The following is a 23,669-nucleotide window of genomic DNA, read 5'->3' on the forward strand; positions in this document are numbered from 1 at the left end:
CATATCAAGTACTTTTGGAGAACACGTGACTACGTCAACGAACGGCGCTTTTGACCGCACGCCTCTCATTGCAGGCAACTGGAAGATGAACATGGACCATGTCCAGGGCATCACCCTCCTGCAAAAACTGGCCTGGACCCTGTCCGACGCCAAGCACGACTACAACCGGGTTGAGGTGGCCGTCTTCCCGCCATTCACCGACCTCCGCGGCGTGCAGACACTCGTCCAGGGCGATGAACTGGACATAGCCTACGGCGGCCAGGACCTCTCCCAGTTCGACTCGGGTGCCTACACGGGCGACACCTCCGGCCAGTTCCTGAACAAGCTGGGCTGCCGCTACGTCCTGGTGGGGCACAGCGAACGCCGGACCATCCACCAGGAATCCGACGAAGTGCTCAACGCCAAGGTCAAGGCAGCGTTCAAGCACAGTGTCACTCCGGTCCTTTGCGTGGGGGAAGGCCTGGAAATCCGCCAGGCCGGCACGCATGTCGAGCACACGCTGACACAGCTCCGGGCGAACGTCGCCGGGCTGACGGCCGAGCAGGCGGCAGAGCTTGTGGTGGCCTACGAGCCCGTCTGGGCCATCGGCACCGGTGAAGTGGCCGGGCCGGAGGACGCACAGGAAATGTGCGCCGCCATCCGCGCGGAACTGGCCACGCTCTTCAGCGATGACGTTGCGGCGAAGATCCGGCTGCTCTACGGCGGCTCGGTCAAGGCCAATAATGTCGCCGCGATCCTGAAAGAACGCGACGTCGACGGCGTGTTGGTCGGCGGGGCCAGCCTCGATCCCGCGGAGTTTGCTAATATTGTCAGGTTCGAGAGTCACCTGATGACGGACTAGTCCGTCACTCAGCTCCAGGCTCCCGCAATTCCAATCTTCTGAAAGGCCGTCGTGGACGTTCTTCATGTCATTCTGCAGATTCTCCTGGGCATCACCAGCCTTCTGCTGACCCTGCTTATCCTCCTCCACAAGGGCCGGGGTGGCGGGCTGTCGGACATGTTCGGCGGCGGTATGAGTTCCGGCCTTAGCTCCTCGGGCGTGGCCGAGCGGAACCTGAACAGGTTTACCGTGATCCTTGGCGTTACCTGGGGCGTCGTGATCATCGCCCTTGGCCTGGTCATGCGCTTCAGCGGTGCAGGGGACTCTTAGCTCCTGCAACTGATCGTCGCCCGGCACTGCCGCGATGGGGATCTCCGAACTAAACTGTGGCTGTTGGCTTCCAACAGCCACAGTTTTTGTTTAAGCAGCCAGGAGTCCCGATGGTACATAGTGCGTCAGCGTTCCGTGGCACCCGGGTGGGTGTCACAGAAGGAGCCGGCCCCAAGAACCAGTCAGAAGCTGCCTCGGGCGAGAGGGTGCCCCGAATCAGGGTTTCCTTTTGGTGCGCCAAGGGGCATGAGACCCAGCTTGTCTTCCTGCGGTTGCCGGATGAGCAGCTTCCCACCGTCTGGGACTGCCGGCGCTGCGGGGCTCCGGCATCACGGGACGGCAAGGAAGCCGACCTGCCGGACCCGCTGGACGAAGGCTTCAAGAGCCACCTCGAATACGTTAAAGAACGGCGCTCCGACCAGGACGCCGAAGCTGTCCTGGCCGGAGCGCTGGAAAAGCTACGCGCCGGTGGCGTCCTTCCGGACGAGCTGCCGCGGGACGCGTGACGCTGCATTTTCATCAATAAGCCACAGCGTGCGGGATGTTCCCCGCGGGCCAGCCGCCGGTACCTGCACCGGGTTGGCGCCCGCCAGTGCCAGGCCAACCGCGCCGGCCTTGTCCTCGCCGGCCACAACCATCCAGACCTCGGCAGCAGTGTTAATGGCGGGAAGCGTGAGTGAGATCCGCTGGAGCGGCGGCTTGGGGGAATTGCGGACGCCAACGACTGTCCGCTCCTTCTCCCGGATTCCGGCCTGCTCGGGGAAGAGCGAGGCCACGTGGGCGTCGGGGCCAACGCCCAGCAGCACAACATCCAGCCGCGGCAGTACTCCCGGTTGATCCGGACGGTTGTCGGACATGTCAGCAGCGTGTTCGGCCTGGGCTGCTTCCCGGAGCCTGCGCGCATAGTCCCCGGCGGCTTCCTCGGGCGTGTCGAAGTCATCCGAGGAAGCCGGCTGGTTGATCCTTGCAGGATCAACCGGAATGCTCGACAGGAGTGCATCAAACGCCTGCCTGGTGTTCCGGTCGGGATCATCCGCAGCAACAAAGCGCTCGTCACCCCACCAAAAATTTACCCTGGACCAGTCGACGGCGGGCGCCGCCGGAGAATCCGCAACCGCCTTCAGCGTTCCGATTCCTACTGTGCCGCCGGTCAGCACCACCGTGGCCTCACCGTGCTTGTCCTGCACATCCACCAGCTTGGTGATCAGGCGGGCCGCGATGGCGGCCATCAGGACGGACGAATCGGGATGGATGCTAACTCTTGGCTCAACGCTCACTGGGTCGGACGCTCCTTAGATTGGTACGTGGCAGTCCAATAGTAATCACTTCGCCGAACACTTCGTCGGGGTCGAGGCGGCGGAGCTCTTCGGCGAGGCAGTCCTTGAGGCTGCGGCGCGGCAGGGAGATGCGTTGCGCGGGCTGTCCGGGCTGCGTGAGTTCCGCGACGGATAGTCCGGGGCGGAACAGCTGCACGTCGCCGGTGTGGCGGGTGAGCCTTACGCGGCGGATGCCGGTCCCGGCGGGATCCGCGACGATGGTCACGGGCGCGTCCAGGGCCAGGGTCAGCCACGCCGCGAGCAGGATCGTGGACGGGGAGTCGGAGGCGCCTTCCACTGCCACGGCGGTGACGGGCGAGGAGTCCACCTGGTCCAGGGCTGCCGCGAGTTGGATCCGCCAGTTCGTCAGCCGGGTCCAGGCGAGGTCGGTGTCGCCGGCCTTATAGGTGGCCCGGATGTTTTCGAGCGCGAGCTGGGGGTCGGTTTCGTTCGCGGAGTCGGTGATCCGGCGGTGCGCGATCCGGCCCACCGAGGTTTCGCAGGCGTTCTCCGGCGCCCCGTGCGGCCACCAGGCCACGATCGGGGCGTCCGGGAGCAGCAGGGCCGCGACCAGGGATTCGCTTTCGTGGGCGAGCTCGCCGTAGCCGCGGAGCACGATGACCTCGGACGCGCCGGCGTCACCGCCCACCCGGATCTGCGCGTCGAGCCGGTTCGGGGCGGTCGCCCCGGCGTCGGCCAGGACGATGATCCGGCAGGGGTGTTCACGGCTGGCCTCGTTGGCCGCCTCGATCGCTTCTTCCTCGAGCCCGGACCGGGTGACCACCACGAGGGTCAGGACCCGGCCCAGGGCGATCACACCGCCCTGCTCGCGCAGGGAGGTGATCTTCTTGGAGACCTTGGAAGTGGTGGTGTCCGGCAAATCTACAATCATGGCCTTCTCCAGGTTCGTCCGTCGCGGGCCAGCAGCTCATCGGCCGAGGCAGGGCCCCAGGACCCCGGGGCGTAAGGCTCCGGCTGTTCAGTCAGCCCTGCCCAGTAGTCTTCAAAGGGGTCAAGGATCTTCCAGGACAGCTCCACCTCGGCGTGCCGGGGGAACAGCGGCGGTTCGCCGAGCAGTACGTCCAGGATGAGCCGTTCGTAGGCTTCGGGGCTGGACTCGGTGAAGGAGTGCCCGTAGCCGAAGTCCATGGTCACGTCGCGGACTTCCATCTGCGTGCCCGGGACCTTGGACCCGAACCGGATCGTCGCGCCCTCATCGGGCTGGACCCGGATCACCACGGCGTTCTGGCCGAAGTCATCCTCCCCGTGGTCACGGAAGAGCAGGTTCGGTGCGCGTTTGAACACCACCGCGATTTCGGTCACGCGCCGGCCCAGGCGCTTGCCCGCACGGAGGTAGAACGGCACACCGGACCAGCGGCGGGTGTGGATGTCCACCCGGATCGCCGCGAACGTCTCGGTCTTGGAATCGGCCGGAATGCCGTCTTCTTCCAGGTAGCCCTGGACCTGTTCCCCGCCCTGCCAGCCGCCGGCGAATTGCCCGCGCGCCGAGTGGGTGGACAAATCCTCGGGAAGCTTGACCGCGGCGAGGACCTTTTCCTTCTCCGCGCGCAGGTCATCGGCGTTGAAGGAAATAGGCTCCTCCATCGCCGTCAAAGCCAACAGCTGCAGCAGGTGGTTCTGGATGACATCGCGGGCCGCGCCCACACCGTCGTAATACCCGGCCCGGCCGCCCGTGCCGATGTCCTCGGCCATGGTGATCTGGACGTGGTCCACATAGTTCGCGTTCCACAACGGCTCGAACAACTGGTTCGCGAAACGCAGCGCCAGGATGTTCTGCACCGTTTCCTTGCCCAGGTAGTGGTCGATCCGGAACACCGCATCCGGCGGGAACACCGACTCCACAATGTCGTTCAGCTGCCGGGCCGACTCCAGGTCATGCCCGAACGGCTTCTCGATCACCACCCGCCGCCACTTATCACCCTCAGCCTGCGCGAGGCCGTGCTTGGACAGCTGCCGGCAGACCTGCTCAAACGCCTTCGGCGGAATGGACAGGTAGAACGCGTGATTCCCCCGCGTTCCGCGCTGCTCATCCAGCTCAGCGACCGTGTCACCCAACCGCTCAAACGAATCATCGTCGTCGAACTCGCCCTGGACAAAACGGATACCCTCGGCGAGCTGGTTCCACACCGCCTCATCAAACGGCGTCCGCGAGTACGCCTTCACCGAAGCCTTCACCTCGGCAGCGAACTCCGCATCACTCCACGGACGGCGGCCGAAGCCCACCAGCGCGAAACTCGGCGGCAGCAGCCCCCGGTTCGCCAGGTCATACACGGCCGGCATGAGCTTCTTACGGGCAAGGTCACCGGTCACTCCAAAGAGCACCAACGAGGACGGACCGGCAATCCGGTTCAGGCGCCGGTCACGGGGATCCCGGAGCGGATTACGCCCTGATCGCCCCGAACGCGTCGCGGAATTCCTGCCGTTTTCAGTTTCTGGCATGTTTGCTGTTGAGCCTTAGTTTTCGGTGACGGAAGCTGACCGGGCGGCAAGTGCTGCAATGATCTCCTGCAGCTGTGCAACTCCGGCGGCGCGGTCGGTCAGGTGCAGTCGCAGGACGGGGCGGCCATGGCCGGCCAGGACCTGGGCGTCGCCCGCGGCCTGGGCGGAAATCAGTTCCCCAAACGTGAACGGACGGTCCGGGATGGCCAGGTCTTCCGCAGGAGCGGCCGTGACCTGGAGAAAGACTCCGATGGCGGGTCCGCCCTTGTGGAACTGCCCGGTGGAGTGCAGGAACCGCGGGCCCCAGCCGAAGGTGACGGGACGGCCGCTGACGCCGGCAAGCGGGTCGCGGATGCCTTCCAGCTCTGCGAAGGCCAGCCGGTCAAAGTAGGCATGGACGCTGAGGTAGCTGTCGTCGTCGAGCGTTCCCAGGAGTGCGCCGACGGCTTCCTCCGCAGTGGCTGCACCACGGAGCCAGTCACCGCCGCGGACTTCGATGGCGCCGTCCACGAAGGCGGCAGGGGTCGGTTCGGGCTGGGCGTCCAGCAGGCCGCGGGCGGCAACCTTGGCTGCCTCCACGTCCGGCTGGTCATACGGGTTGATGCCCAGGAGGCGTCCGGCAACGGCGGTGGCGAACTCCCACACCATCATCTGGGTGGCCAGGCCACCGGCGATGGCTACCTCGTTGTCACCGAGTTCGACGTCGGCATCCGCGGCTACCAGCCGCACCACCAGGACGTCCGCGGCGCCGGAGGTGACCTCCGGCGACGTGGGTCCGGCGACAACCGGCAGGACGCCGGTGCCGAGCTTCCCGGTGGATTCGGCGATGAGCTGTTCGGCCCAGTCCGCGAAGCCCACAATGCCGGAGCCGTCCTCGGCGATGACAATCTTGTTGCGCAGCGGGTTGGTTCCGCCCAGGGCCGTTCCGAGGGCCAGCCCGATGTTCTCGGCGGCGTCCTCGTTCAGGATCTCGGCGGCTTCCTCAGCCTCATCCAGGAAAGCCTGGATGTCCACACCGGCCAAGCCAGAGGGGACCAGCCCGAATGCCGTGAGGGCTGAGTAGCGGCCGCCGACGTTCGGGTCGGCGTTGAAGACGGCACGGTAGCCGGCCTCGCGCGAGGCCTTGTCCAGCGGGGAACCAGGATCGGTGACAATGATGATCCGGCTCTTCGCATCGATGCCGGCCTCCGTGAAGGCGTGCTCGAAGATCCGGCGCTGGGAGTCGGTCTCCAGGGTTGAACCGGACTTGGACGAAACCACAATCGCGGTTTCGGCCAGCCGGTCTGCGAGGGCAGCACGGACCTGGTCGGGGTCGGTGCTGTCCAGCACTGTCAGCTCGACGCCAGCGGTGCCGGCGATGACCTCGGGAGCCAGCGAAGAACCGCCCATGCCGCAAAGCACGATGCGGGTCACGCCGTCAGCCTTGAGGGCATCACGGAGCTCGAGGATGCCGGCCACAAGGGCCTGTGAGACGGTGGCCGCCTCAACCCAGCCGAGGCGGACAGCGGACTCGGCCTCCGCGTCGGGACCCCACAGGGTGTGGTCCTTGGCGAAGATCCGGGTGGCAATGCGGTCCGCCACGAGGGCGGGCAGGTGCTGCTCGAGTGCCTGCTGCGCGGCACCGGTGGCGTCGTAGCTGAGAGTGCTCATAGTGGGTTAGGAAGCCTTCCGTGCGGCGGCAAGGGCACCTTCGACGTCGCCCAGAAGTTCCTTCCAGCTGGCCACGAACTTGTCCAGGCCCTCTGATTCGAGGAGTGCGACAACCTCGTTGTAAGAGATGCCCAGTGCGTCCAGTGCGTCCAGCGTGGCGTTGGCCTCGGCGTACGTGCCGGAGACAGTGTCACCGGTGACGACGCCGTGGTCGAACGTGGCGTCCAGGGTCTTCTCCGGCATGGTGTTCACGACGCCGGGGGCGGCCAGCTCGGTGACGTAAAGGGTGTCGGGGTAGGCCGGGTCCTTGACGCCGGTGGAGGCCCACAGCGGACGCTGCGGGAGGGCGCCGGCTTCAGCCAGCAGTGCCCAGCGCTCGGTGGTGAAGAGCTCCTCGTGGACCTGGTACGCCAGGCGGGCGTTGGCCACGCCTGCCTTGCCCTTGAGTGCCTTGGCCTCGTCGGTGCCGATGGCGTCAAGGCGCTTGTCGATTTCGGAGTCCACGCGGGAAACGAAGAACGATGCGACCGAGTGGATCTTGGACAGGTCGTGGCCGTTATCCTTGGCCTGCTCCAGGCCGGACTGGAAAGCGTTGATGACAGCGCGGTAACGCTCGAGCGAGAAGATCAGGGTCACGTTGACGCTGATGCCCTCGGCCAGCGTCGCCGTGATCGCTTCGAGGCCTTCAAGGGTTGCCGGAATCTTGATGTGGACGTTGTCCTTGTTGACCTTCTTGTACAGGTGCTTGGCTTCGGCAATGGTGCCGGCCGTGTCCCAGGCGAGGCGCGGGTCAACTTCGATGGACACGCGGCCGTCGACACCGTTGGTGGCTGCTGCCACCGGTGCGAAGAGGTCGCAGGCGTCGGCGACGTCGGTGGTGGTGATTTCGAAGATGGTCTCCTCGACGCTGGCGCCGGCTGCTGCCTGGGCCGCGATGGTGGCGTCGTAGTCCGTGCCGGCCGTGATGGCGGCGTGGAAGATGGACGGGTTGGTGGTCACACCAACAACGTTCTTCTCTTCGATGAGCTTCTGCAGCGTGCCGGTTTCAAGGCGGCTGCGGGAAAGGTCATCGAGCCAGATGGATACTCCGGCGTCGGAGAGCTGCTGTGTAGGGGTAGTCATGGTGATATCTCCTAAAATCTGGTTCAGGCCTGCAGGCCAGCGAGGGAGTCCTTGGCAGCGGCGGCGACAGCCTCCACAGTGATGCCGAACTCCTGGAAAAGGCGCTTGTAGTCGGCGGAAGCGCCATAGTGCTCGAGCGAGATGGAACGTCCGGCGTCGCCGACGAATTCCCTCCAGCCCAGGGCCAGCCCGGCCTCGACGGAGACCCGGGCCTTGACGGCAGCGGGGAGCACGGACTCGCGGTAAGCGGCGTCCTGCTTGTTGAACCACTCGACGCAGGGCATGGAGACAACGCGGGCAGCGATGCCTTCAGCCTGGAGGGCTTCGCGGGCCTGGACGGCCAGCTGGACCTCGGAGCCGGTGCCGATCAGGATCACGTCGGCGGGCACGGTGGCGCCGTCCTTGGAAGCTTCAGCCAGGACGTAGCCGCCCTTGGCCACACCGGAAACGGAACCGAACGTGTCGCCGTCGGCTTCGCTTTCACCACGGGCATAGGTGGGGATGTTCTGGCGGGTCAGGACAATGCCGGCCGGGTTCTCGTGGTTCTCCAGCATGGTCTTCCATGCCACCGCGACCTCGTTGGCATCGCCGGGGCGGACGACGTCCAGGCCCACGATGGCGCGCAGGGAAGCGAGCTGTTCCACCGGCTGGTGGGTGGGGCCGTCTTCGCCCAGACCGATGGAGTCGTGCGTCCAGACATACAGGGACGGAACACCCATCAGGGCGCCGAGCCGGATGGCGGGCCGCTGGTAGTCGCTGAAGATCAGGAACGTGCCGGAGAACGCGCGGGTCCGGCCGTGTAGGGCGATGCCGTTCACGATCGATGCCGCGGCGTGCTCACGGATGCCGAAGTGCAGGACCCGGCCGTAGGGGTTGCCGGACCAGGTATCGGTCTGCTTGGAGGCGGGCACGAACGACGGCGAGCCTTCGATGGTGGTGTTGTTGGATTCGGCGAGGTCGGCGGAGCCGCCCCAGAGTTCCGGCATGACCGGTCCGAGTGCGTTTAGGACCTTGCCGGAAGCGGCGCGGGTGGAGACGTCCTTGCCGGCCGGGAAGACCGGAAGCGCGGCGTCGAGGCCGTCGGGCAGTTCGCGGGCCTCGATGCGCTGCAGGAGTGCGGCGCCTTCGGGGTTGGCGGCCTGCCAGGCGTTGAAGGACTCTTCCCATTCCTTCTTGGCAGCGGCGCCGCGGTCCACGACGGAGCGGGCGTGGGCCAGGACTTCCTGGTCCACGTCGAAGGACTTGGCGGGGTCGAAGCCCAGGACCTCCTTGAGGCCGGCGACTTCCTCTGCACCGAGAGCGGAACCGTGGATCTTGCCCGTGTTCTGCTTCTTGGGGGCCGGGTAGCCGATGATGGTGCGCAGCGAGATGATGGAGGGCTTGGACGTCTCGGCCTTGGCGGCGAGCAGTGCGGAGTAGAGCTCCTGGACGTCCTCTTTGTATTCGCCGGTCTTGGTCCAGTCGACGCGCTGGGTGTGCCAGCCGTAGGCCTCGTAGCGCTTCAGGACATCCTCGGTGAAGGAGATGTCGGTGTCGTCCTCGATGGAGATGTGGTTCTCATCGTAGACAACTACAAGGTTACCCAGTTCCTGGTGGCCGGCCAGCGAGGACGCCTCGGAAGTGACGCCTTCCTGCAGGTCCCCGTCGGAGGCGATAACCCAGATGGTGTGGTCGAAGGGGCTTTCGCCGGCCGCAGCGTCGGCGTCGAACAGGCCGCGCATCCGGCGCTGGGAGTAGGCGAACCCGACCGAGGAGGCCAGGCCCTGGCCCAGCGGGCCGGTGGTGATCTCCACACCGGCAGTGTGCTTGTACTCCGGGTGGCCCGGCGTCAGGGAATCCCAGGTGCGAAGCGCCTCAAGGTCCTTCAGTTCCAGGCCGTAGCCCGACAGGAACAGCTGGATGTAAAGGGTCAGCGACGTGTGGCCGGGTGACAGGATGAAACGGTCGCGTCCCAGCCAGTCAGGGTTGCGCGGGTCGTGGCGCATCAGCTTCTGGAAGAGCAGGTAAGCGGCGGGCGCCAGGCTCATGGCCGTGCCGGGGTGGCCGTTACCGACTTTCTCGACGGCATCCGCAGCCAGAACGCGGATGGTGTCCACCGCGCGCTGGTCCAAGCTGGTCCATGACAGTTCTTGCTCTTCCAAATGTGGCACGAAAACCGGGCCCCTCTCTGTGCTGATGGTGGACGGTACACGGGATCCGTTCCGGGGCACGCTGTGGTGCCCGCTGCGGTGTGTACCAGCCGTTCACCATCGAAACGTTGATCTATCATTCAGCAGGGCTGTGGGAACGCGTTTTCCAACGCTTTTCTGCCGCGTGCTGATCTGGTGACAGCTTAGCTCGATTCCACTCTCCGGTCAGCGCAAATCTCACCTTTTGGACGCAATTTCCCCTTATGTGAATCCCCATTTCGTGAGGTTGAGTTAATCTGCTCGAATCACCCTGCGCGTAATCATCAGGGCATAATCAGGGGGCATCTGTTACAAATGCGCACGGTATGATATTTGGAGGCCGACGCCGGCAGCCGAGCCCTTTAAGGGCGGCGGCAGACCCGGGGCGTTGCCGGGACCTTCTTCTGATGACCATTGGCGGGCTGCCCGGCGAACGGCCGCAAGACACAGCTGCACCGCCAGACAGAACTGCCAACCAGAACGGGTGACTGCCACCGTGAGCACAACAGATACGCCGCTTAATGCTTTCCGTGCCAGAGGGGGAGCCGGGTTCGCCCGTAAGGCCAAGGCGTATTTCGCCCTCACCAAGCCGCGTGTCATTGAGTTGTTGCTGGTCAGCACCCTGCCCACCATGATCTACGCCGAGCGGGGTTTCCCGCCGATCGGGCTGATTCTGGCCACGCTGGTAGGCGGCGCCTTTGCTGCCGGCAGCGCCGGTGCCTTCAACTGCTACCTTGACCGGGACATCGACAAACTGATGCACCGGACCGAGAACCGTCCGCTGGTCACCGGCGAGGTGACACCTCGCGAGGCGCTGGTATTCTCCTGGCTGCTCGGGGCAGCCGCCCTTGTTATTCTCTGGTTCGGCGCCAACCCGTTGGCCGCTTGGCTCGGGTTGGCCGCAATTTTCTTCTATGTAGTCATCTACACCATCATCCTCAAGCGCCGCACTGCACAGAACATTGTGTGGGGTGGAGCGGCGGGCTGCTTCCCGGTGCTGATTGCCTGGGCCGCCGTGACCAATACCGTCGAGTGGCCAGCCGTCATCCTGTTTATGGTCATCTTCCTCTGGACTCCGCCGCACTACTGGCCGCTTTCCATGCGTTACGGCGAGGACTACCGCAACGCGAACGTGCCCATGCTTGGGGCAATTGCCGGCGCCAAGGTGGTTTCCGTCCAGGTGGTCCTCTACGCCTGGGCTATGGTGGCCTGTTCGCTGCTGCTGGTCCCCGCCGGTGGCGCGGGCTGGGTCTACACGGCCACCGCAGTCCTGGCGGGTGCCTGGTTCCTGTACGAGTCGCACTCCCTTTACAACCGGGCGCAGCGCGAGGACATCTCGGACAAGCGCGCAATGAAGGTCTTCCACGGCTCCATCAGCTACCTGACGCTGCTGTTCATCGCACTGGCCGTGGATCCGTTCGTCGGATCAGCGATCATCGGTTAACAGCACCCCCACCCAACGCTCTCTCACTTGATGTGGGCTTTTTACCGACCCTCTATCAGTACCTGCAGCTTTCTTAGCGACCCTCTCTCACCAACGGTGAAGGAGGGTCGCTTCTTTGTCACCCAGGAGGTAAGGGACGATCCTGCCAAACACCGCAGGCAGTGAGAGAGGGTCTGCCCACTTCCTGCATTAGGTGAGGGAGGGTCTGCCGATTCCATGCATTAAGCCTGTATGCCCCTTGCGGGGCGCCCGTTCCGGGCTGAAAATGTGCCTGTGGTCGCCTGTCGACGCCGTAGTCACTATGGTTCTTTCAGTCCGTCATTAAGCCGGGCGCCGGGGATCACGCCGTGGGCCCTTCACTGTTTCCTTTTACCGAGAACGAGGACTAGATTCCGATTTTCCCGGTGATCCCCGCGGGCGGCCGCCTATGCAATCAGAGCGGGTGTTTTTCGTGAGGAGATGAACACGATCATGTTGGCTGAAACCCAGGATGAGGATCAGATCATTGCCAGAGTCGCCGCGATCGACATTGGCAAGGCTGAACTCGTGTGTTGTGTCCGGGTCCCCGCGGAAGGGGACCGGAAGAAACGGTTGCAGGAGGTGTCCACGCACTCCACTATGACCCGGTCGTTGATGGAGCTGGCCAACCATCTCGTGGACCTCCGGATCGAGCGGGTCGTGATGGAGGCGACTTCGGACTATTGGAAGCCGGTGTTTTACCTCCTCGAGGCGCACGGGCTCGAGCCGTGGCTGGTCAACGCCCGCGACGTGAAGCACCTGCCGGGCCGCCCGAAGACGGACGTGCTCGACTCCGTATGGCTGTGCAAGGTCGCCGAGCGGCAGATGCTCCGGCCCAGTTTCGTTCCGCCTGCCCCGATCCGCCGGCTGCGGGATTTGACCCGGTACCGGGCTGATCTGGTCGGGACCCGGACGGCGGAGAAGAACCGGGTCGAGAAACTCCTGGAGGACGCGTGCATCAAGCTCTCCTCGGTGGCCTCGGATATTTTCGGGGTGTCCGGGCGGGAGATGATGGCAGCGCTCATCGCCGGCGAACGGAACCCGAGTAGGCTCGCGCAGCTGGCCCGGTCAAGAATGCGGGGGAAGATCAGCGAACTTGAGGAGGCCTTCACCGGCCGCTTTGATGACCATCACCGGTTCCTGCTGGCCCGGATGCTGGCACGGATCGACGGGATCGATGCCGATATCGCCGCGATCGATGAACAGATCGAGGCGCAGTTGGCCCCTTTCGCGGCGGCAGCGGAACGCCTGGATGAGATCCCGGGCATCGGCCCCGTCGCTGCTGCCGCTATTATCGCCGAAATCGGGGTAGACATGTCACGGTTCCCGACCGCGGGGCACCTGTGTTCCTGGGCGAAGTTCTCCCCGGGCATCAACTCCTCCGCAGGCAAGACCAAGGGAAACGGTTCGACCGGACACGGTAACCGCTATCTCGCCCGGATCCTTGGCGAGGCCGCCGTCGGGGCCAGCAAAACTCACACCTTTCTGGGCGAACGCCACCAGAGGCTCGCGCGGCGGCGGGGCAAGAAACGCGCCATCGTCGCCACCGGACGTTCCATCCTCGTGATCATCTGGCACCTGCTGGAGAACCCGGACGCACGGTTCAACGACCTCGGGCCCGACTACTTCAGCCGCCATACCAACCCAGAGACCAGCAAACGCAACCACATCCGCCAGCTCGAAGCCCTCGGCTACACCGTCACTCTCGCACCCGCAGCCTGACCCCTACCCGTCTTCATACCAACACCAACACCCGCCAGACCACGACGGGGTGCACCAGTGCGCACCGACCGCGGTCACGTCCCCTCCATTTTCGGACTAGTGAGAGAGCGTCCCTAAATGCGGGTGCCACGGTTCGTCGCGAACCGTGGCACTCCGTAGGGGCAAAAAGCGGTGGAGGTTACGTGGCCGGGCTCGAACGGGCGAGGTCGGCGGTGTTGGTTGCCGCGCTCATCAGCAGTGCCGCGCCGAGCATGTGCGCGCCCACCAGCAACGCGGGGATACCGTTGTAGTACTGGGTGAAGCCGATGACGGCCTGCAACAGGGTCACGGAAAGCAGCAACAGGACGGACGTGCGGAACGGGCCCTGGATCCTGCGGACAATGACCAGCACTAGTGCGAACAGTGTACCGGCCGTGATTACGTACGCCGGAACCGCATGGATGTGGGAGAACAGGTCCCAGTCCAGGCCGTTGCGGGGAGCATCGGCGTCACCGGCGTGGGGACCGGAGCCGGTCACCACTACGCCGAGCATTACGGCGAGGGCGGAGAAAAGCCCGACGGCGGCAGTCACCGGACGCATGACGCCCGGCAAGGCGGGGAGCTGGACGCTGGCGTGGCGGCCCGTCCTGCCGTAGGCCCGGTTGACGAGCAGCGTGGCAATCACCACAAGGGCCATGGAAACGAGGAAATGCAGGCCCACCACCCACGGATTGAGGTTGGTCAGCACGGTGATGCCACCGATCACCGCCTGTGCCGGGATGCTGGCCAGGAGGCCCAGCGCCAGCAGGAAGAGGTCCCGGCGCTCCTTGCGAAGGTTCCACAAGTAGACAAGCATGGCCAGCGCAACCGCCGCCAGAGCGAACGTCAGGAGCCGGTTGCCGAACTCAATGAAGCCGTGGATCCCCATTTCGGCAGTGTTGACCAGGGATGTCTCGGTACAGCGCGGCCAGGTGGGGCAGCCGAGGCCAGACGCGGTCAGCCGCACCGCGCCGCCGGTCACCACCAGCAGCGTCTGGCCAACCAGGGACGCCACCGCGAGGCGGCGGACGCTGGCGTCCACGGTACGGGGCAGCCTCGCGATGAGGTGGCCGGCGATCTGGGGGAGGCGTGAAGCCGTGCTCACGGATATCTCAATTCCACTTGAACCAACGGATGGCTGCTGCTCCGGCAAGAACCGTCCAGAGTAGCAGGATGAGCGCGGCGCCGCCGTTCAGCGAGCCGTGCAGGAAAGCTTCGCGCATGGCCTCCCCGAGTGCGCCGGAGGGCAGGTAGTGGACCGCTCCCTGCGCCAGTGCTGGCAGCCGTTCCGCGGGAATAACTATCCCTCCCAGGGCGCCCAGCAGGATCCACAGCAGGTTGGTGATGGCGAGGGTTGCCTCGGGCCGGACGGTGCCGGCCACCAGGAGACCCAGCGCGGTGAAGGCCACAGCTCCCAGTGCCAGCAGCGACAGCCCGGGGAGCCAGCCGGAGGCAGGCGGCTGCCAGCCCAAAGGAAGCGCCACCAGCGTCACCACTGCCACTTGGAGGCAGAGCACAGCCAGGACCGCCAGCACCTTACCCGCGATGAGTCCTTCACGGCCCAAGGGCGTGGTGGACAGGAACCGGAGAACCCCGTACCGCCGGTCGAAGCCGGTGGCGATGCCCTGCCCGGTGAAGGCCGTGGACATCGCGCACAAGGCCAGGATGCCGGGGACCGCCACATTGATGCGGCTGGCTCCGAAACCGTCCAGGAAAGGAGTGACGGTGAGCCCCACCAGCGCCAGAAGCGGCAGGACGACTGCAAGGATCAGCTGCTCGCCGTTCCGGAGCATGGTCAGTGATTCGTACCTGCCCTGCAGCAAGATACGGCGCAGCAGCGTGGCCGGTGCTCCCTGGGCGCCAGTGGCTGCGGGAGCCGTCATCGGACGTCCTTTCCCGAGATGTCCAGGAAGACATCTTCCAGGCTTCGTGCCGCCAGGCTCATGGAACCGGGCATCACGTCGTGGGCTGCCCACCAGGCGGTCAACGACGCGAGATCGCGGGGTGTCAGTGCACCCGAGGCCACGTAGCTTCCGGCCCGTGTTTCAGAGACCGTGATGGCAACGGGCAGCACGCCGGTGAAATCCAGCCCCGGGGGAGCCTCGAACACCAGGGTGCGGACGTGGTCCGTGCCGGCCTCCACAGCCGGGTCCCGCTGCAGCAGCTGGGACACTGTGCCCTCGGCGACGTTCCTGCCGGCGTCGATGATGTACACGTAGTCCGCCAACCGCTGGGCGTCGTCCATGAGGTGCGTTGTCAGGATGATGCCCATCCCGGCTGCCCGCAGTTCCGAGATCAGCTCGAAGACCAGCTGCCGGGACTGGGGATCCAGGCCGGCGCTGGGCTCGTCCAGGAAAAGGACTTCCGGATTGCCGATCAGGGCCGCCGCGAGTGCCAGGCGCTGCTTCTGCCCACCGGAGAGTCTGCGGACTGTGGTCCTGGCGAAAGTATCAATGCCGAGCCGTTCCACCAGTGCGTCAACGGAACGGGGCCTCGCGTACATTCCGGCGATGTGCCGCAACAGTGGGATGGGACGGGCCGACGGCGGGAGGCCACCGTCCTGAAGCATCACGCCTACGCGGGACCGCAGGTCAGCGCCCGAGCGGCCCGGGTCCTGGCCAAGCAGCGAGATGCTGCCGCCGCTGCGTTTCTGCAGGCCTTGGGCGCATTCGATGGTGGTGGTTTTGCCGGCTCCATTGGCGCCCAGGAGGGCCGTGACCTGGCCGCGTTCGGCCATAAGGGATACGCCGTTGACCACCCGGAGCATTTTTCCGTCCAGGCTGGCCAGCGGACCAACATCCTTAATTAACCCGCTGATGGACAGAACCGGGGATTCGGGGGATCGCACCCCAGCATTCTACGCGACGTAGTACTGGCGGGGCGCAGGGGACTCCGGCCGCAGGTCAGCCTGACCTTACTAGTACCAGGAACTAAATTACGACATGATTGTGTTGTGTATTCCATGACCAATGCTCCTGCTGTGCCGTTTGCCAGGCACGGAGCGCCGCGTACGGCCGCTGACCGCGGCCACGTGGCCGCCGTGCCGGTGGCGGACTCGGACGAGCGTACCCGGGACCGGGTCCTTGGTGCCGTGCTTGAGCACGGCCCCATCAGCGCGGCGGAACTCGGTGACATGCTCGGTTTCACACCCGCCGCGGTCCGGAGGCATCTAGATCATCTGGCCCGCAGCGGGGTTATTGAGGTCAAGCGCGCGGCCAAGGCCGGTGCCGGCGCGGGGCGTCCCGCCCGCCGCTACGTCCTGAGCTCGCAGGGCCAGTCCACGCTTGGCAACGATTACCTCGACATCGCTACCCTCGCGCTCAAGCAGCTCCAGGCAGTGGCGGGCGAACAGGCAGTCCGCGCGTTCGCCGTCGAACGTTTTGCCGACATGGAGCGCCGGTACGCACCGGAGGTCGAACAGGCCGGACCGGACATCACCGCCAGGGCGCAGGCACTGTCCGCGGCGCTGAGCCGGGATGGCTTCGTGGCGTCGGCCGCTTCGATCGAGGCCAAAGCCCCGCTGCCGGCAGCACTCTCCAGCGTCCAGCTGTGCCAGGGGCATTGCCCCATCCAGCAGCTCGCCACCCAGTTCCCTGTCTTCTGCGATGTGGAGACCGAAGTGTTCTCCCGGCTGGTAGGCGTTGACGTACGCCGCCTGTCCACGCTGGCTCGCGGTGGACACGTCTGCACCACCCATATACCCACAGGCCGGCTGGCTGCCGGGGGACCCCGGGTCCCGCAGGCAGCCCCCGCCAGCCTGGATGAAGTAACCAACCATCAGCAAGAAAGGCCGTGATGACGGACCAACTATCAGAGAAAGCGGTAGCCGAAGACACTGTGATCTCGGAGATTCTGGAAAAGAATCCCGAGCTCCACGGCATCGGCACGTACGAGTACGGCTGGTCTGACAAGAACGACGTCGGCGCCAACGCCCGCCGCGGTATCAATGAAGATGTCGTCCGCGACATCTCGGCCAAGAAGAGCGAGCCGGAATGGATGCTCGATCTCCGGCTCAAGGGCCTGAAGTACTTCGACCGCAAGCCCATGCCCACCTGGGGTGCAGACCTCTCCGGCATCGACTTCGACAACATCAAGTACTTTGTGCGGTCCACCGAGAAGCAGGCCACCAGCTGGGAGGACCTGCCCGAGGACATTAAGAACACGTACGACAAGCTGGGCATCCCCGAGGCCGAAAAACAGCGCTTGGTTTCCGGCGTCGCCGCCCAGTACGAGTCCGAGGTCGTCTACCACCAGCTGCGTGAGGACCTTGAGAAGCAGGGGGTCATCTTCCTGGACACCGACACCGCGCTGCGCGAACACCCGGAGATCTTCCAGGAGTACTTCGGCACCATCATTCCCGTGGGCGACAACAAGTTCGCGTCGCTCAACACGGCCGTCTGGTCCGGCGGTTCCTTCGTGTACGTCCCCAAGGGCGTCCATGTGGACATTCCGCTGCAGGCATACTTCCGCATCAACACGGAAAACATGGGCCAGTTCGAGCGCACTCTGATCATCGCCGACGAGGACTCCTACGTCCACTACATCGAAGGCTGCACCGCGCCGATCTACACCTCGGACTCGCTGCACTCGGCCGTGGTGGAAATCATCGTCAAGAAGGGCGCCCGCGTCCGCTACACCACCATCCAGAACTGGTCCACCAACGTGTACAACCTGGTGACCAAGCGTGCCATCTGCGAAGAAGGCGCCACCATGGAGTGGGTTGACGGCAACATCGGCTCCAAGGTCACCATGAAGTACCCGGCCGTTTACCTGGTGGGCGAGCACGCCAAGGGCGAGACCCTGTCCATCGCCTTCGCCGGCGCCGGCCAACACCAGGACACCGGCTCGAAGATGGTCCACATCGCGCCGAACACCAAGAGCTCCATCATTTCCAAGTCCGTGGCCCGCGGCGGCGGACGTGCCGCCTACCGCGGCCTGGTCCAGGTCCGTGAAGGTGCCAAGCACTCGGCGAACACCGTCCGTTGCGACGCGCTGCTGGTGGATACCATCAGCCGTTCTGACACCTACCCGTACATCGACATCCGTGAGGATGACGTGGTGATGGGCCATGAAGCAACTGTTTCCCGGGTCAGCGAAGAGCAGCTCTTCTATCTGATGTCCCGCGGCATGCGCGAAGACGAGGCCATGGCGATGATCGTCCGTGGCTTCATCGAGCCCATTGCCCGCGAACTCCCGATGGAGTACGCACTTGAGCTGAACCGCCTGATTGAACTGCAGATGGAAGGGTCCGTCGGATAACGATGACTGAAATCACTACTGAAAAGGCCCGCATCGGCGCGCCCTCGGCCCAGCCGTTTATTAACGGTTTCACGGAAGAGGGCGAAAGCCTGTCTCCGATCAACACGAACGCTTCCAAGGCCCCGCTGGCCGGCGAAGCCGTCAAGCGCCACTCGCACGGCGGCGGCGTCGGCATTCCGGACAGCTCACGCGCCGGCCGGCTGACCTCGTACAACCTCGCGGACTTCAAGCCGCTCACCGGGCTTGAGGAAGACTGGCGCTTCACGCCGCTCAAGCGCCTGCGCGGCCTGCACAGCGAAGTCCTGGCGGGAGCGGCTCCCACCGTCACCGTCAGCGGCCCGGAGCAGGTCACGGTTGAGACCGTGGCACGCGGCGATAAGCGCATCGGTTCGGCCGGCATCCCGGAGGACCGCGTGTCCGCCAACGCCTGGGAGAACTTCAGCGAAGCCACCGTCCTCACCATCCCGGCCGAGTTTGAAGCCGACACCGAGGTCACCGTCGTGATCGAAGGCACCTCCACGGAGGCAGCCGCCCAGCACCTGGTGATCGTGGCGGAGAAGTTCTCCAAAGCCGTTGTGGTCCTGAACCACCAGGGCTCGGCCGTTGTGTCCGAAAACATCGAAATCGTTGTTGAAGACGGCGCCAACCTCACGGTCGTCTCGCTCCAGGAATGGAACGACGACGCCGTCCACGCCTCCTCCCAGCAGGCAAAGATCGGCCGCGACGCCAAGTTCAAGCACGTGGTGGTCAGCCTCGGCGGGGACCTGGTCCGCGTCACGCCGTCGACCCGTTTTACCGCCCCCGGCGGCGAAGCGGAAATGTTCGGCCTGTACTTCGCCGACGCCGGCCAGCACCTGGAGCAGCGACTCTTTGTTGACCACGCGGTGGCGAACTGCACCTCCAATGTGCTCTACAAGGGCGCTTTGCAGGGCCGCAATGCCCACGCAGTGTGGGTGGGCGACGTCCTGATCCGCAAGGAAGCCGAAGGCACCGACAGCTACGAGGCCAACCGCAACCTGCTGCTCACGGACGGCGCCCGCGCCGACTCCGTGCCGAACCTCGAGATCGAAACCGGCCTGATCAAGGGTGCCGGCCACGCCAGCGCCACCGGCCGGCTGGACGACGAACACCTGTTCTACCTCATGGCCCGCGGCATCCCCGAGGATGTTGCCCGCCGCCTGGTGGTCCGTGGCTTCCTACACGAGATCATCCAGCAGATCAAGGTACCGGCCCTCGAAGAGCGGCTCACCGAGGCTGTTGAGCGCGAACTCGCCGTGACGAACAACTAGACGGCGCGGAAAACAGATGACTGACCAGCCAAAGGGCGAATTTGTCTGCAAGACGGATGAAATCCAGCTCAAGCAGGCGCTCCGGATCCTGATCGATGACTACCCGGTAGCCATCGTGAAGGACTCCATGGGAGACATCCACGCCATCGGGGACACCTGCTCGCATGCGGACATCTCACTGTCCGAGGGCGAAGTGGAAGGCTGCATGATCGAATGCTGGGGCCACGGCTCCCAGTTCGACCTCCGCAGCGGTGAGCCGCTCCAGCTGCCCGCCTACGATCCCGTCCCGGTGTTCGCCGTCGAGATTGTTGGCGACGAGGTCTACGTGGACTTCACGAACGTGCTCAACGGAGCGGAAGCCCCGAACTTCAGCTAGCAGCATCAACCGGGCAGATCAGCCGCGAGCAGCAATACCAAGCAACAGAATCAAACTTCCAGATACAGACCGCACCACCGCCGGAGGGCGCGGTGCAGAGGAGAACAAGACCTATGTCTACTCTTGAGATCAAGGACCTGCACGTCAGCATTGACACGGAGCAGGGCACCAAGGAGATCCTGAAGGGCGTCAGCCTGACCATCAAGACCGGTCAGACCCACGCCATCATGGGCCCCAACGGTTCGGGCAAGTCCACCCTGGCATCCACCATTGCCGGTCACCCACGCTACAAGGTCACCAACGGAACCATCACGCTCGACGGCGAAGACGTCCTCGCGATGACCGTTGACCAGCGTGCCCGCGCCGGCGTCTTCCTGGCCATGCAGTACCCCGTGGAGGTCCCCGGTGTCAGCATGACCAACTTCCTGCGGACCGCCAAGACCGCCATCGACGGCGAAGCGCCCAAGCTGCGCACCTGGACCAAGGACGTCAAGGCGGCCATGGCCCAGCTGCGCATCGACGCAGACTTCGCCGAGCGCAACGTCAACGAAGGCTTCTCCGGCGGCGAGAAGAAGCGCGTCGAGATCCTCCAGCTGGAACTCTTCAAGCCGAAGTTCGCCATCCTCGACGAGACCGACTCGGGCCTGGACGTTGACGCCCTGAAGGTTGTCTCCGAAGGCGTCAACCGTGCACACGAAGCGGGCAACATGGGCACGCTGCTCATCACGCACTACACCCGCATCCTGCGCTACATCAAGCCTGACTTCGTCCACGTATTCGTTGACGGCCAGGTTGTCGAAGAGGGCGGCCCGGAGCTGGCTGACCGCCTCGAAGACGAAGGCTACGACCGTTACGCCACGGGCGCCGGCGCAGCCACCATCGCTGCTGCCGCACAGGCCTAGATAGGACTTGCCATGACCGAAATCAATGCGGCCCGCACGGGCCTCGAGGATGTCGAAGAGGCACTCAAGGACGTCATCGACCCGGAACTCGGTGTGAACATCGTGGACCTCGGGCTGCTTTACGGCCTGAAGTACTCCGACGACGACGGCGCGCTGCTGATCGACATGACGCTCACCACGGCCGCCTGCCCGCTCACCGATGTCATCGAGGAGCAGGTAGGCAAGTCCCTTGACGGCGTCGTTGACGACTGGCGCCTGAACTGGGTGTGGATGCCGCCTTGGGGTCCGGAGCGGATCACCGATGACGGCAAGGACCAGATGCGGGCCCTCGGCTTCAACATCTGAGTTCTCACCGCTTAGTACGACGACGGCCGGTTACCTCCCCAGCGGAGGTAACCGGCCGTCGTTGTCCTGGATGGAATCAGAGGCTGGGCGCCGAGAATGTGTCGCACTGGTTGATGTCGCCGGTCTGGTAGCCGGTGTAGAACCACTTTTGGCGCTGCTCGCTGGAGCCGTGCGTCCAGGCCTCGGGCGAGACCCGTCCGGTGGCGGCTTCCTGGATCCGGTCATCGCCCACCGCTGAGGCTGCGGACAGGGCATCGTTGAGGTCCTGCTGGGTGATCGGTTCCAGGAACGGCTGGCCGTCGGGTCCAAGTTGCGTAGAGGCGTGCTTCACCCAGAGGCCGGCATAGCAGTCGGCCTGAAGTTCCACGCGGACGGCGCCCGACTCAGGCCCCTGCGGGTCCTGCTGGGCGCGGTCGATGTACCCCAGCACGTTCTGGATGTGGTGGCCGAATTCGTGCGCCACCACGTACTCCTGCGCCAAGGGACCTCCCGAGGATCCGAAGCGGTCCACGAGATCCTGGAAGAACCCGGGATCGAAGTAGGCGGTGCTGTCAGCTGGGCAGTAGAAGGGGCCTACCGCGCTGGAGGCCGTCCCGCAAGCGCTGTTGACGGCCTGGTCGAAGATCACCGTCTCCGGCTGGGGGTACTGCACGTTGTATTCCTGGAGATAGGCCGGCCAGAACGCGTTCAGGCTGTTCACCGTGCCGGTGATCCGGCAGTCCAGCCGCGCGTCGGCGTCAGCCCCCGTGGTGCAGGCCGGTGCCGTGCCCTGGTTCTGTTCGGCCGTGCCCGCCCCGCCGGTCAGGCCTTCGAGCAAGGCGGGGTTGACGCCGAGGAGCACAGCTATCAGCAGGACGATTCCGCCACCAATGCCGCCGCCGACCTTGGCCCCACGGCCCATGCCACGCCGGTCCTGGACCTGCGAAGGGTCCAGCTGCACGTTGTCATTGAAGCTCATGAAGTCACAATAGCCCTTACTGGGACCGCCGAAGTGGAGTCCGGCCGGTAAAGTTGGGACGATGCCTTTTCTCGACAATATCCAGCGCTGGGCCGAAGAACGCCCCCATGACACCGCCGTCGTGGTGGCGGGCCGGCGCCTGCGCTGGGCTGAGTTCCGGGACGCCGCAGCAGCCGCCCTTCCAGAGACAGCAGCCGTCACCGTCCTTGCGGAGGCCAACTCCGTGGACTTCGCCGTGAGGTTCGCCGCAGCCGTTGCCGGCGGGCGGCAATGCGCCGTCCTGGATCCGACCTGGCCGGCGTCCCTGCACCAGGCGATCGTTGAACGGCTGGCGGAGTCAGTCAAGCCGGGCACGGTTTCCGCAGCGGATGCCTTGGCGGACGGGCCGCCGGACTCGACGTTCCTGATCGGACTCACCTCAGGCACCACCTCGGTGCCCAAGGCGTTTACCCGGTCCAGGCAGTCCTGGCGGCAGTCCTTTGACGCGTCCGTTGAGTTCTTCGGCCTCGCCCGGCACGATGTCACGCTCGCGCCCGGACCTCTGGCCGCCAGCCTTAACCTCTACGCTCTCGCTGAGTGCCTCTACGCGGGCTCCGAATTCCAGACGCTGGAGAGGTTCGACGTCGGTGATGTCCACGCCGCCATTACGCACGACGGCGTGACCCGGCTTATCCTCGTGCCCACCATGCTGCGGCTGCTGAGTGAGCGCGGCCTGACCGGCTGCGTTGATGCCTCCGGCATCCGGAGCATCATCTGCGCCGGCTCGAAGCTGGACGCACGCACCCTTGAAGCTGCACGGCGCTGGGCGCCGAACGCCACCATCTTCGAGTACTACGGCGCGTCCGAACTGAGCTTTGTCTCCGGTGTGGGGCTGGCGGCGGGGGAGCTGCTGGACGCCGGGGGAACAGGGATCGGACATCCGTTCCCGGGCGTGGATGTCAGAATCCTGAACGACGACGGTTCCGAACTCCAGGACGGCGAAGCCGGCAATATCTGCGTCCGCAGCGGCATGGTTAGCAACGGCTACCTGTGGGGTGACGACGGGCAGGCGCTGCGCTCCTTCAACGGCTGGTTCACGGTGGGGGACCAGGGCTACCTCGCCGACGGCGAACTGCACATTCTGGGCCGGCGCGCCGACATGATCCTGACCTCGGGAAAGAACGTCTATCCGCACGAAGTGGAACTCGCCCTGGCGGCCGTGCCGGGGGTGGCTGCTGCGGTGGCCGCCGGAATACCCGATGATCTCCGCGGCCAACGGGTGGTTGCCGGCGTCATTCCGTCCCACGGCGGAATCACGGCCATGCAGCTCAAGGCAGGACTCGAAAACATCCTGCCGCGGGACAAACGGCCCCACCAGTACTTCGCACTCTCCGAACTTCCCACCACGGACCGCGGCAAGGTCAGCCGGAATATCCTGCTGGACTGGATCGGCTCCCAGGACCCGAGGGCGCGGCACCTTGACCGTTAAACAG

General features: G+C 65.1%; 22 protein-coding genes. 12 read left to right on the plus strand and 10 right to left on the minus strand.

Annotation, left to right across the window (positions count from 1 at the left end; genetic code table 11):
- Positions 1-25 precede the first annotated feature (25 nt).
- The 3 genes from tpiA to NG701_RS05800 all read left to right on the plus strand — a co-directional run bounded on the left by tpiA (position 26) and on the right by NG701_RS05800 (position 1,656).
- Positions 26-841, plus strand: coding sequence for a triose-phosphate isomerase (tpiA, locus tag NG701_RS05790; RefSeq protein WP_252565289.1), 816 nt, complete (start codon positions 26-28; stop codon positions 839-841).
- Between the two features lie 51 nt (positions 842-892).
- Entirely contained in the window at positions 893-1,150 is a 258-nt protein-coding gene (gene secG / locus NG701_RS05795) for a preprotein translocase subunit SecG (protein WP_058932520.1), read from the plus strand.
- 110 nt (positions 1,151-1,260) lie between these two features.
- Positions 1,261-1,656 carry an RNA polymerase-binding protein RbpA gene (locus tag NG701_RS05800; protein WP_252565290.1) on the plus strand — a complete coding sequence of 132 codons (396 nt, stop codon included), beginning with the start codon at positions 1,261-1,263 and terminating at the stop codon, positions 1,654-1,656.
- Here NG701_RS05800 and pgl read toward each other — a convergent pair.
- The 6 genes from pgl to tkt are packed head-to-tail and all read right to left on the minus strand — an operon-like array spanning position 1,609 to position 9,839.
- A complete protein-coding gene (gene pgl / locus NG701_RS05805) occupies positions 1,609-2,427 on the minus strand; it encodes a 6-phosphogluconolactonase (RefSeq protein WP_252565291.1) in 819 nt (272 codons plus the stop codon). The genes NG701_RS05800 and pgl overlap by 48 nt on opposite strands.
- Positions 2,417-3,358: a glucose-6-phosphate dehydrogenase assembly protein OpcA gene (locus tag NG701_RS05810; RefSeq protein ID WP_252565293.1), complete on the minus strand. Its 942-nt coding sequence runs from the start codon at positions 3,356-3,358 to the stop codon at positions 2,417-2,419. Before NG701_RS05810 ends, pgl begins: the two co-directional genes overlap by 11 nt.
- On the minus strand, positions 3,355-4,926 hold the full coding sequence (gene zwf / locus NG701_RS05815; protein WP_252565295.1) for a glucose-6-phosphate dehydrogenase: 1,572 nt from the start codon (positions 4,924-4,926) through the stop codon (positions 3,355-3,357). Before zwf ends, NG701_RS05810 begins: the two co-directional genes overlap by 4 nt.
- A gap of 15 nt (positions 4,927-4,941) precedes the next feature.
- Positions 4,942-6,576, minus strand: a complete 1,635-nt coding sequence (locus NG701_RS05820; RefSeq protein ID WP_252565296.1) for a phosphoglucose isomerase-related protein — start codon at positions 6,574-6,576, stop codon at positions 4,942-4,944.
- Between the two features lie 6 nt (positions 6,577-6,582).
- Positions 6,583-7,698 carry a transaldolase gene (tal, locus tag NG701_RS05825; protein WP_252565298.1) on the minus strand — a complete coding sequence of 372 codons (1,116 nt, stop codon included), beginning with the start codon at positions 7,696-7,698 and terminating at the stop codon, positions 6,583-6,585.
- 23 nt (positions 7,699-7,721) lie between these two features.
- Positions 7,722-9,839, minus strand: coding sequence for a transketolase (tkt, locus tag NG701_RS05830; protein ID WP_252565559.1), 2,118 nt, complete (start codon positions 9,837-9,839; stop codon positions 7,722-7,724).
- A 511-nt stretch (positions 9,840-10,350) separates the two neighbouring features.
- On the opposite strand from tkt, the gene NG701_RS05835 reads away from it, so the two are divergent.
- Both NG701_RS05835 and NG701_RS05840 read left to right on the plus strand, forming a co-directional pair.
- Complete coding sequence (locus tag NG701_RS05835; protein ID WP_252565300.1) at positions 10,351-11,310, plus strand: heme o synthase; 960 nt, start codon at positions 10,351-10,353, stop codon at positions 11,308-11,310.
- 471 nt (positions 11,311-11,781) lie between these two features.
- Positions 11,782-13,050: an IS110 family RNA-guided transposase gene (locus tag NG701_RS05840; RefSeq protein WP_252565561.1), complete on the plus strand. Its 1,269-nt coding sequence runs from the start codon at positions 11,782-11,784 to the stop codon at positions 13,048-13,050.
- 178 nt (positions 13,051-13,228) lie between these two features.
- Here the strand turns inward: NG701_RS05840 and NG701_RS05845 are convergent, their stop codons facing one another.
- From NG701_RS05845 to NG701_RS05855, 3 genes are read right to left on the minus strand one after another with little or no spacing between them, the layout of a single operon-like run.
- The gene (locus NG701_RS05845) at positions 13,229-14,173 is read right to left on the minus strand and encodes a COX15/CtaA family protein (protein WP_252565302.1); all 945 of its coding nucleotides are present in this window, start codon (positions 14,171-14,173) and stop codon (positions 13,229-13,231) included.
- A 7-nt stretch (positions 14,174-14,180) separates the two neighbouring features.
- The gene (locus NG701_RS05850) at positions 14,181-14,951 is read right to left on the minus strand and encodes an ABC transporter permease (RefSeq protein WP_252565304.1); all 771 of its coding nucleotides are present in this window, start codon (positions 14,949-14,951) and stop codon (positions 14,181-14,183) included.
- Positions 14,948-15,916 carry an ABC transporter ATP-binding protein gene (locus tag NG701_RS05855; RefSeq protein ID WP_252565306.1) on the minus strand — a complete coding sequence of 323 codons (969 nt, stop codon included), beginning with the start codon at positions 15,914-15,916 and terminating at the stop codon, positions 14,948-14,950. The genes NG701_RS05850 and NG701_RS05855 overlap by 4 nt, the downstream gene beginning before the upstream one ends.
- Before the next feature lie 114 nt (positions 15,917-16,030).
- Between NG701_RS05855 and NG701_RS05860 the strand changes: the two genes are divergently transcribed.
- The 6 genes from NG701_RS05860 (at position 16,031) to NG701_RS05885 (ending at position 21,239) form a co-directional block, all read left to right on the plus strand.
- Positions 16,031-16,864 (plus strand): helix-turn-helix transcriptional regulator, encoded by an 834-nt coding sequence (locus NG701_RS05860; RefSeq protein WP_252565308.1) that lies wholly within the window; start codon positions 16,031-16,033, stop codon positions 16,862-16,864.
- Positions 16,864-18,327: a Fe-S cluster assembly protein SufB gene (gene sufB, locus NG701_RS05865; protein WP_252565310.1), complete on the plus strand. Its 1,464-nt coding sequence runs from the start codon at positions 16,864-16,866 to the stop codon at positions 18,325-18,327. The genes NG701_RS05860 and sufB overlap by 1 nt, the downstream gene beginning before the upstream one ends.
- Positions 18,328-18,329: 2 nt before the next feature.
- Entirely contained in the window at positions 18,330-19,616 is a 1,287-nt protein-coding gene (gene sufD, locus NG701_RS05870) for a Fe-S cluster assembly protein SufD (RefSeq protein WP_252565312.1), read from the plus strand.
- Between the two features lie 16 nt (positions 19,617-19,632).
- Complete coding sequence (locus NG701_RS05875; RefSeq protein ID WP_056339825.1) at positions 19,633-19,992, plus strand: non-heme iron oxygenase ferredoxin subunit; 360 nt, start codon at positions 19,633-19,635, stop codon at positions 19,990-19,992.
- A 113-nt stretch (positions 19,993-20,105) separates the two neighbouring features.
- Positions 20,106-20,894, plus strand: a complete 789-nt coding sequence (sufC, locus tag NG701_RS05880; protein WP_252565314.1) for a Fe-S cluster assembly ATPase SufC — start codon at positions 20,106-20,108, stop codon at positions 20,892-20,894.
- Positions 20,895-20,906: 12 nt separating this feature from the next.
- Entirely contained in the window at positions 20,907-21,239 is a 333-nt protein-coding gene (locus NG701_RS05885; protein ID WP_056339832.1) for a metal-sulfur cluster assembly factor, read from the plus strand.
- 76 nt (positions 21,240-21,315) lie between these two features.
- Here the strand turns inward: NG701_RS05885 and ypfJ are convergent, their stop codons facing one another.
- Positions 21,316-22,197 (minus strand): KPN_02809 family neutral zinc metallopeptidase, encoded by an 882-nt coding sequence (gene ypfJ, locus NG701_RS05890; protein ID WP_252565316.1) that lies wholly within the window; start codon positions 22,195-22,197, stop codon positions 21,316-21,318.
- Positions 22,198-22,258: 61 nt separating this feature from the next.
- Between ypfJ and NG701_RS05895 the strand changes: the two genes are divergently transcribed.
- A complete protein-coding gene (locus NG701_RS05895) occupies positions 22,259-23,665 on the plus strand; it encodes a class I adenylate-forming enzyme family protein (protein WP_252565318.1) in 1,407 nt (468 codons plus the stop codon).
- Positions 23,666-23,669: the final 4 nt, after the last annotated feature.

Source organism: Pseudarthrobacter cellobiosi (assembly GCF_023913815.1).
GTDB classification, from domain to species: domain Bacteria; phylum Actinomycetota; class Actinomycetes; order Actinomycetales; family Micrococcaceae; genus Arthrobacter; species Arthrobacter cellobiosi.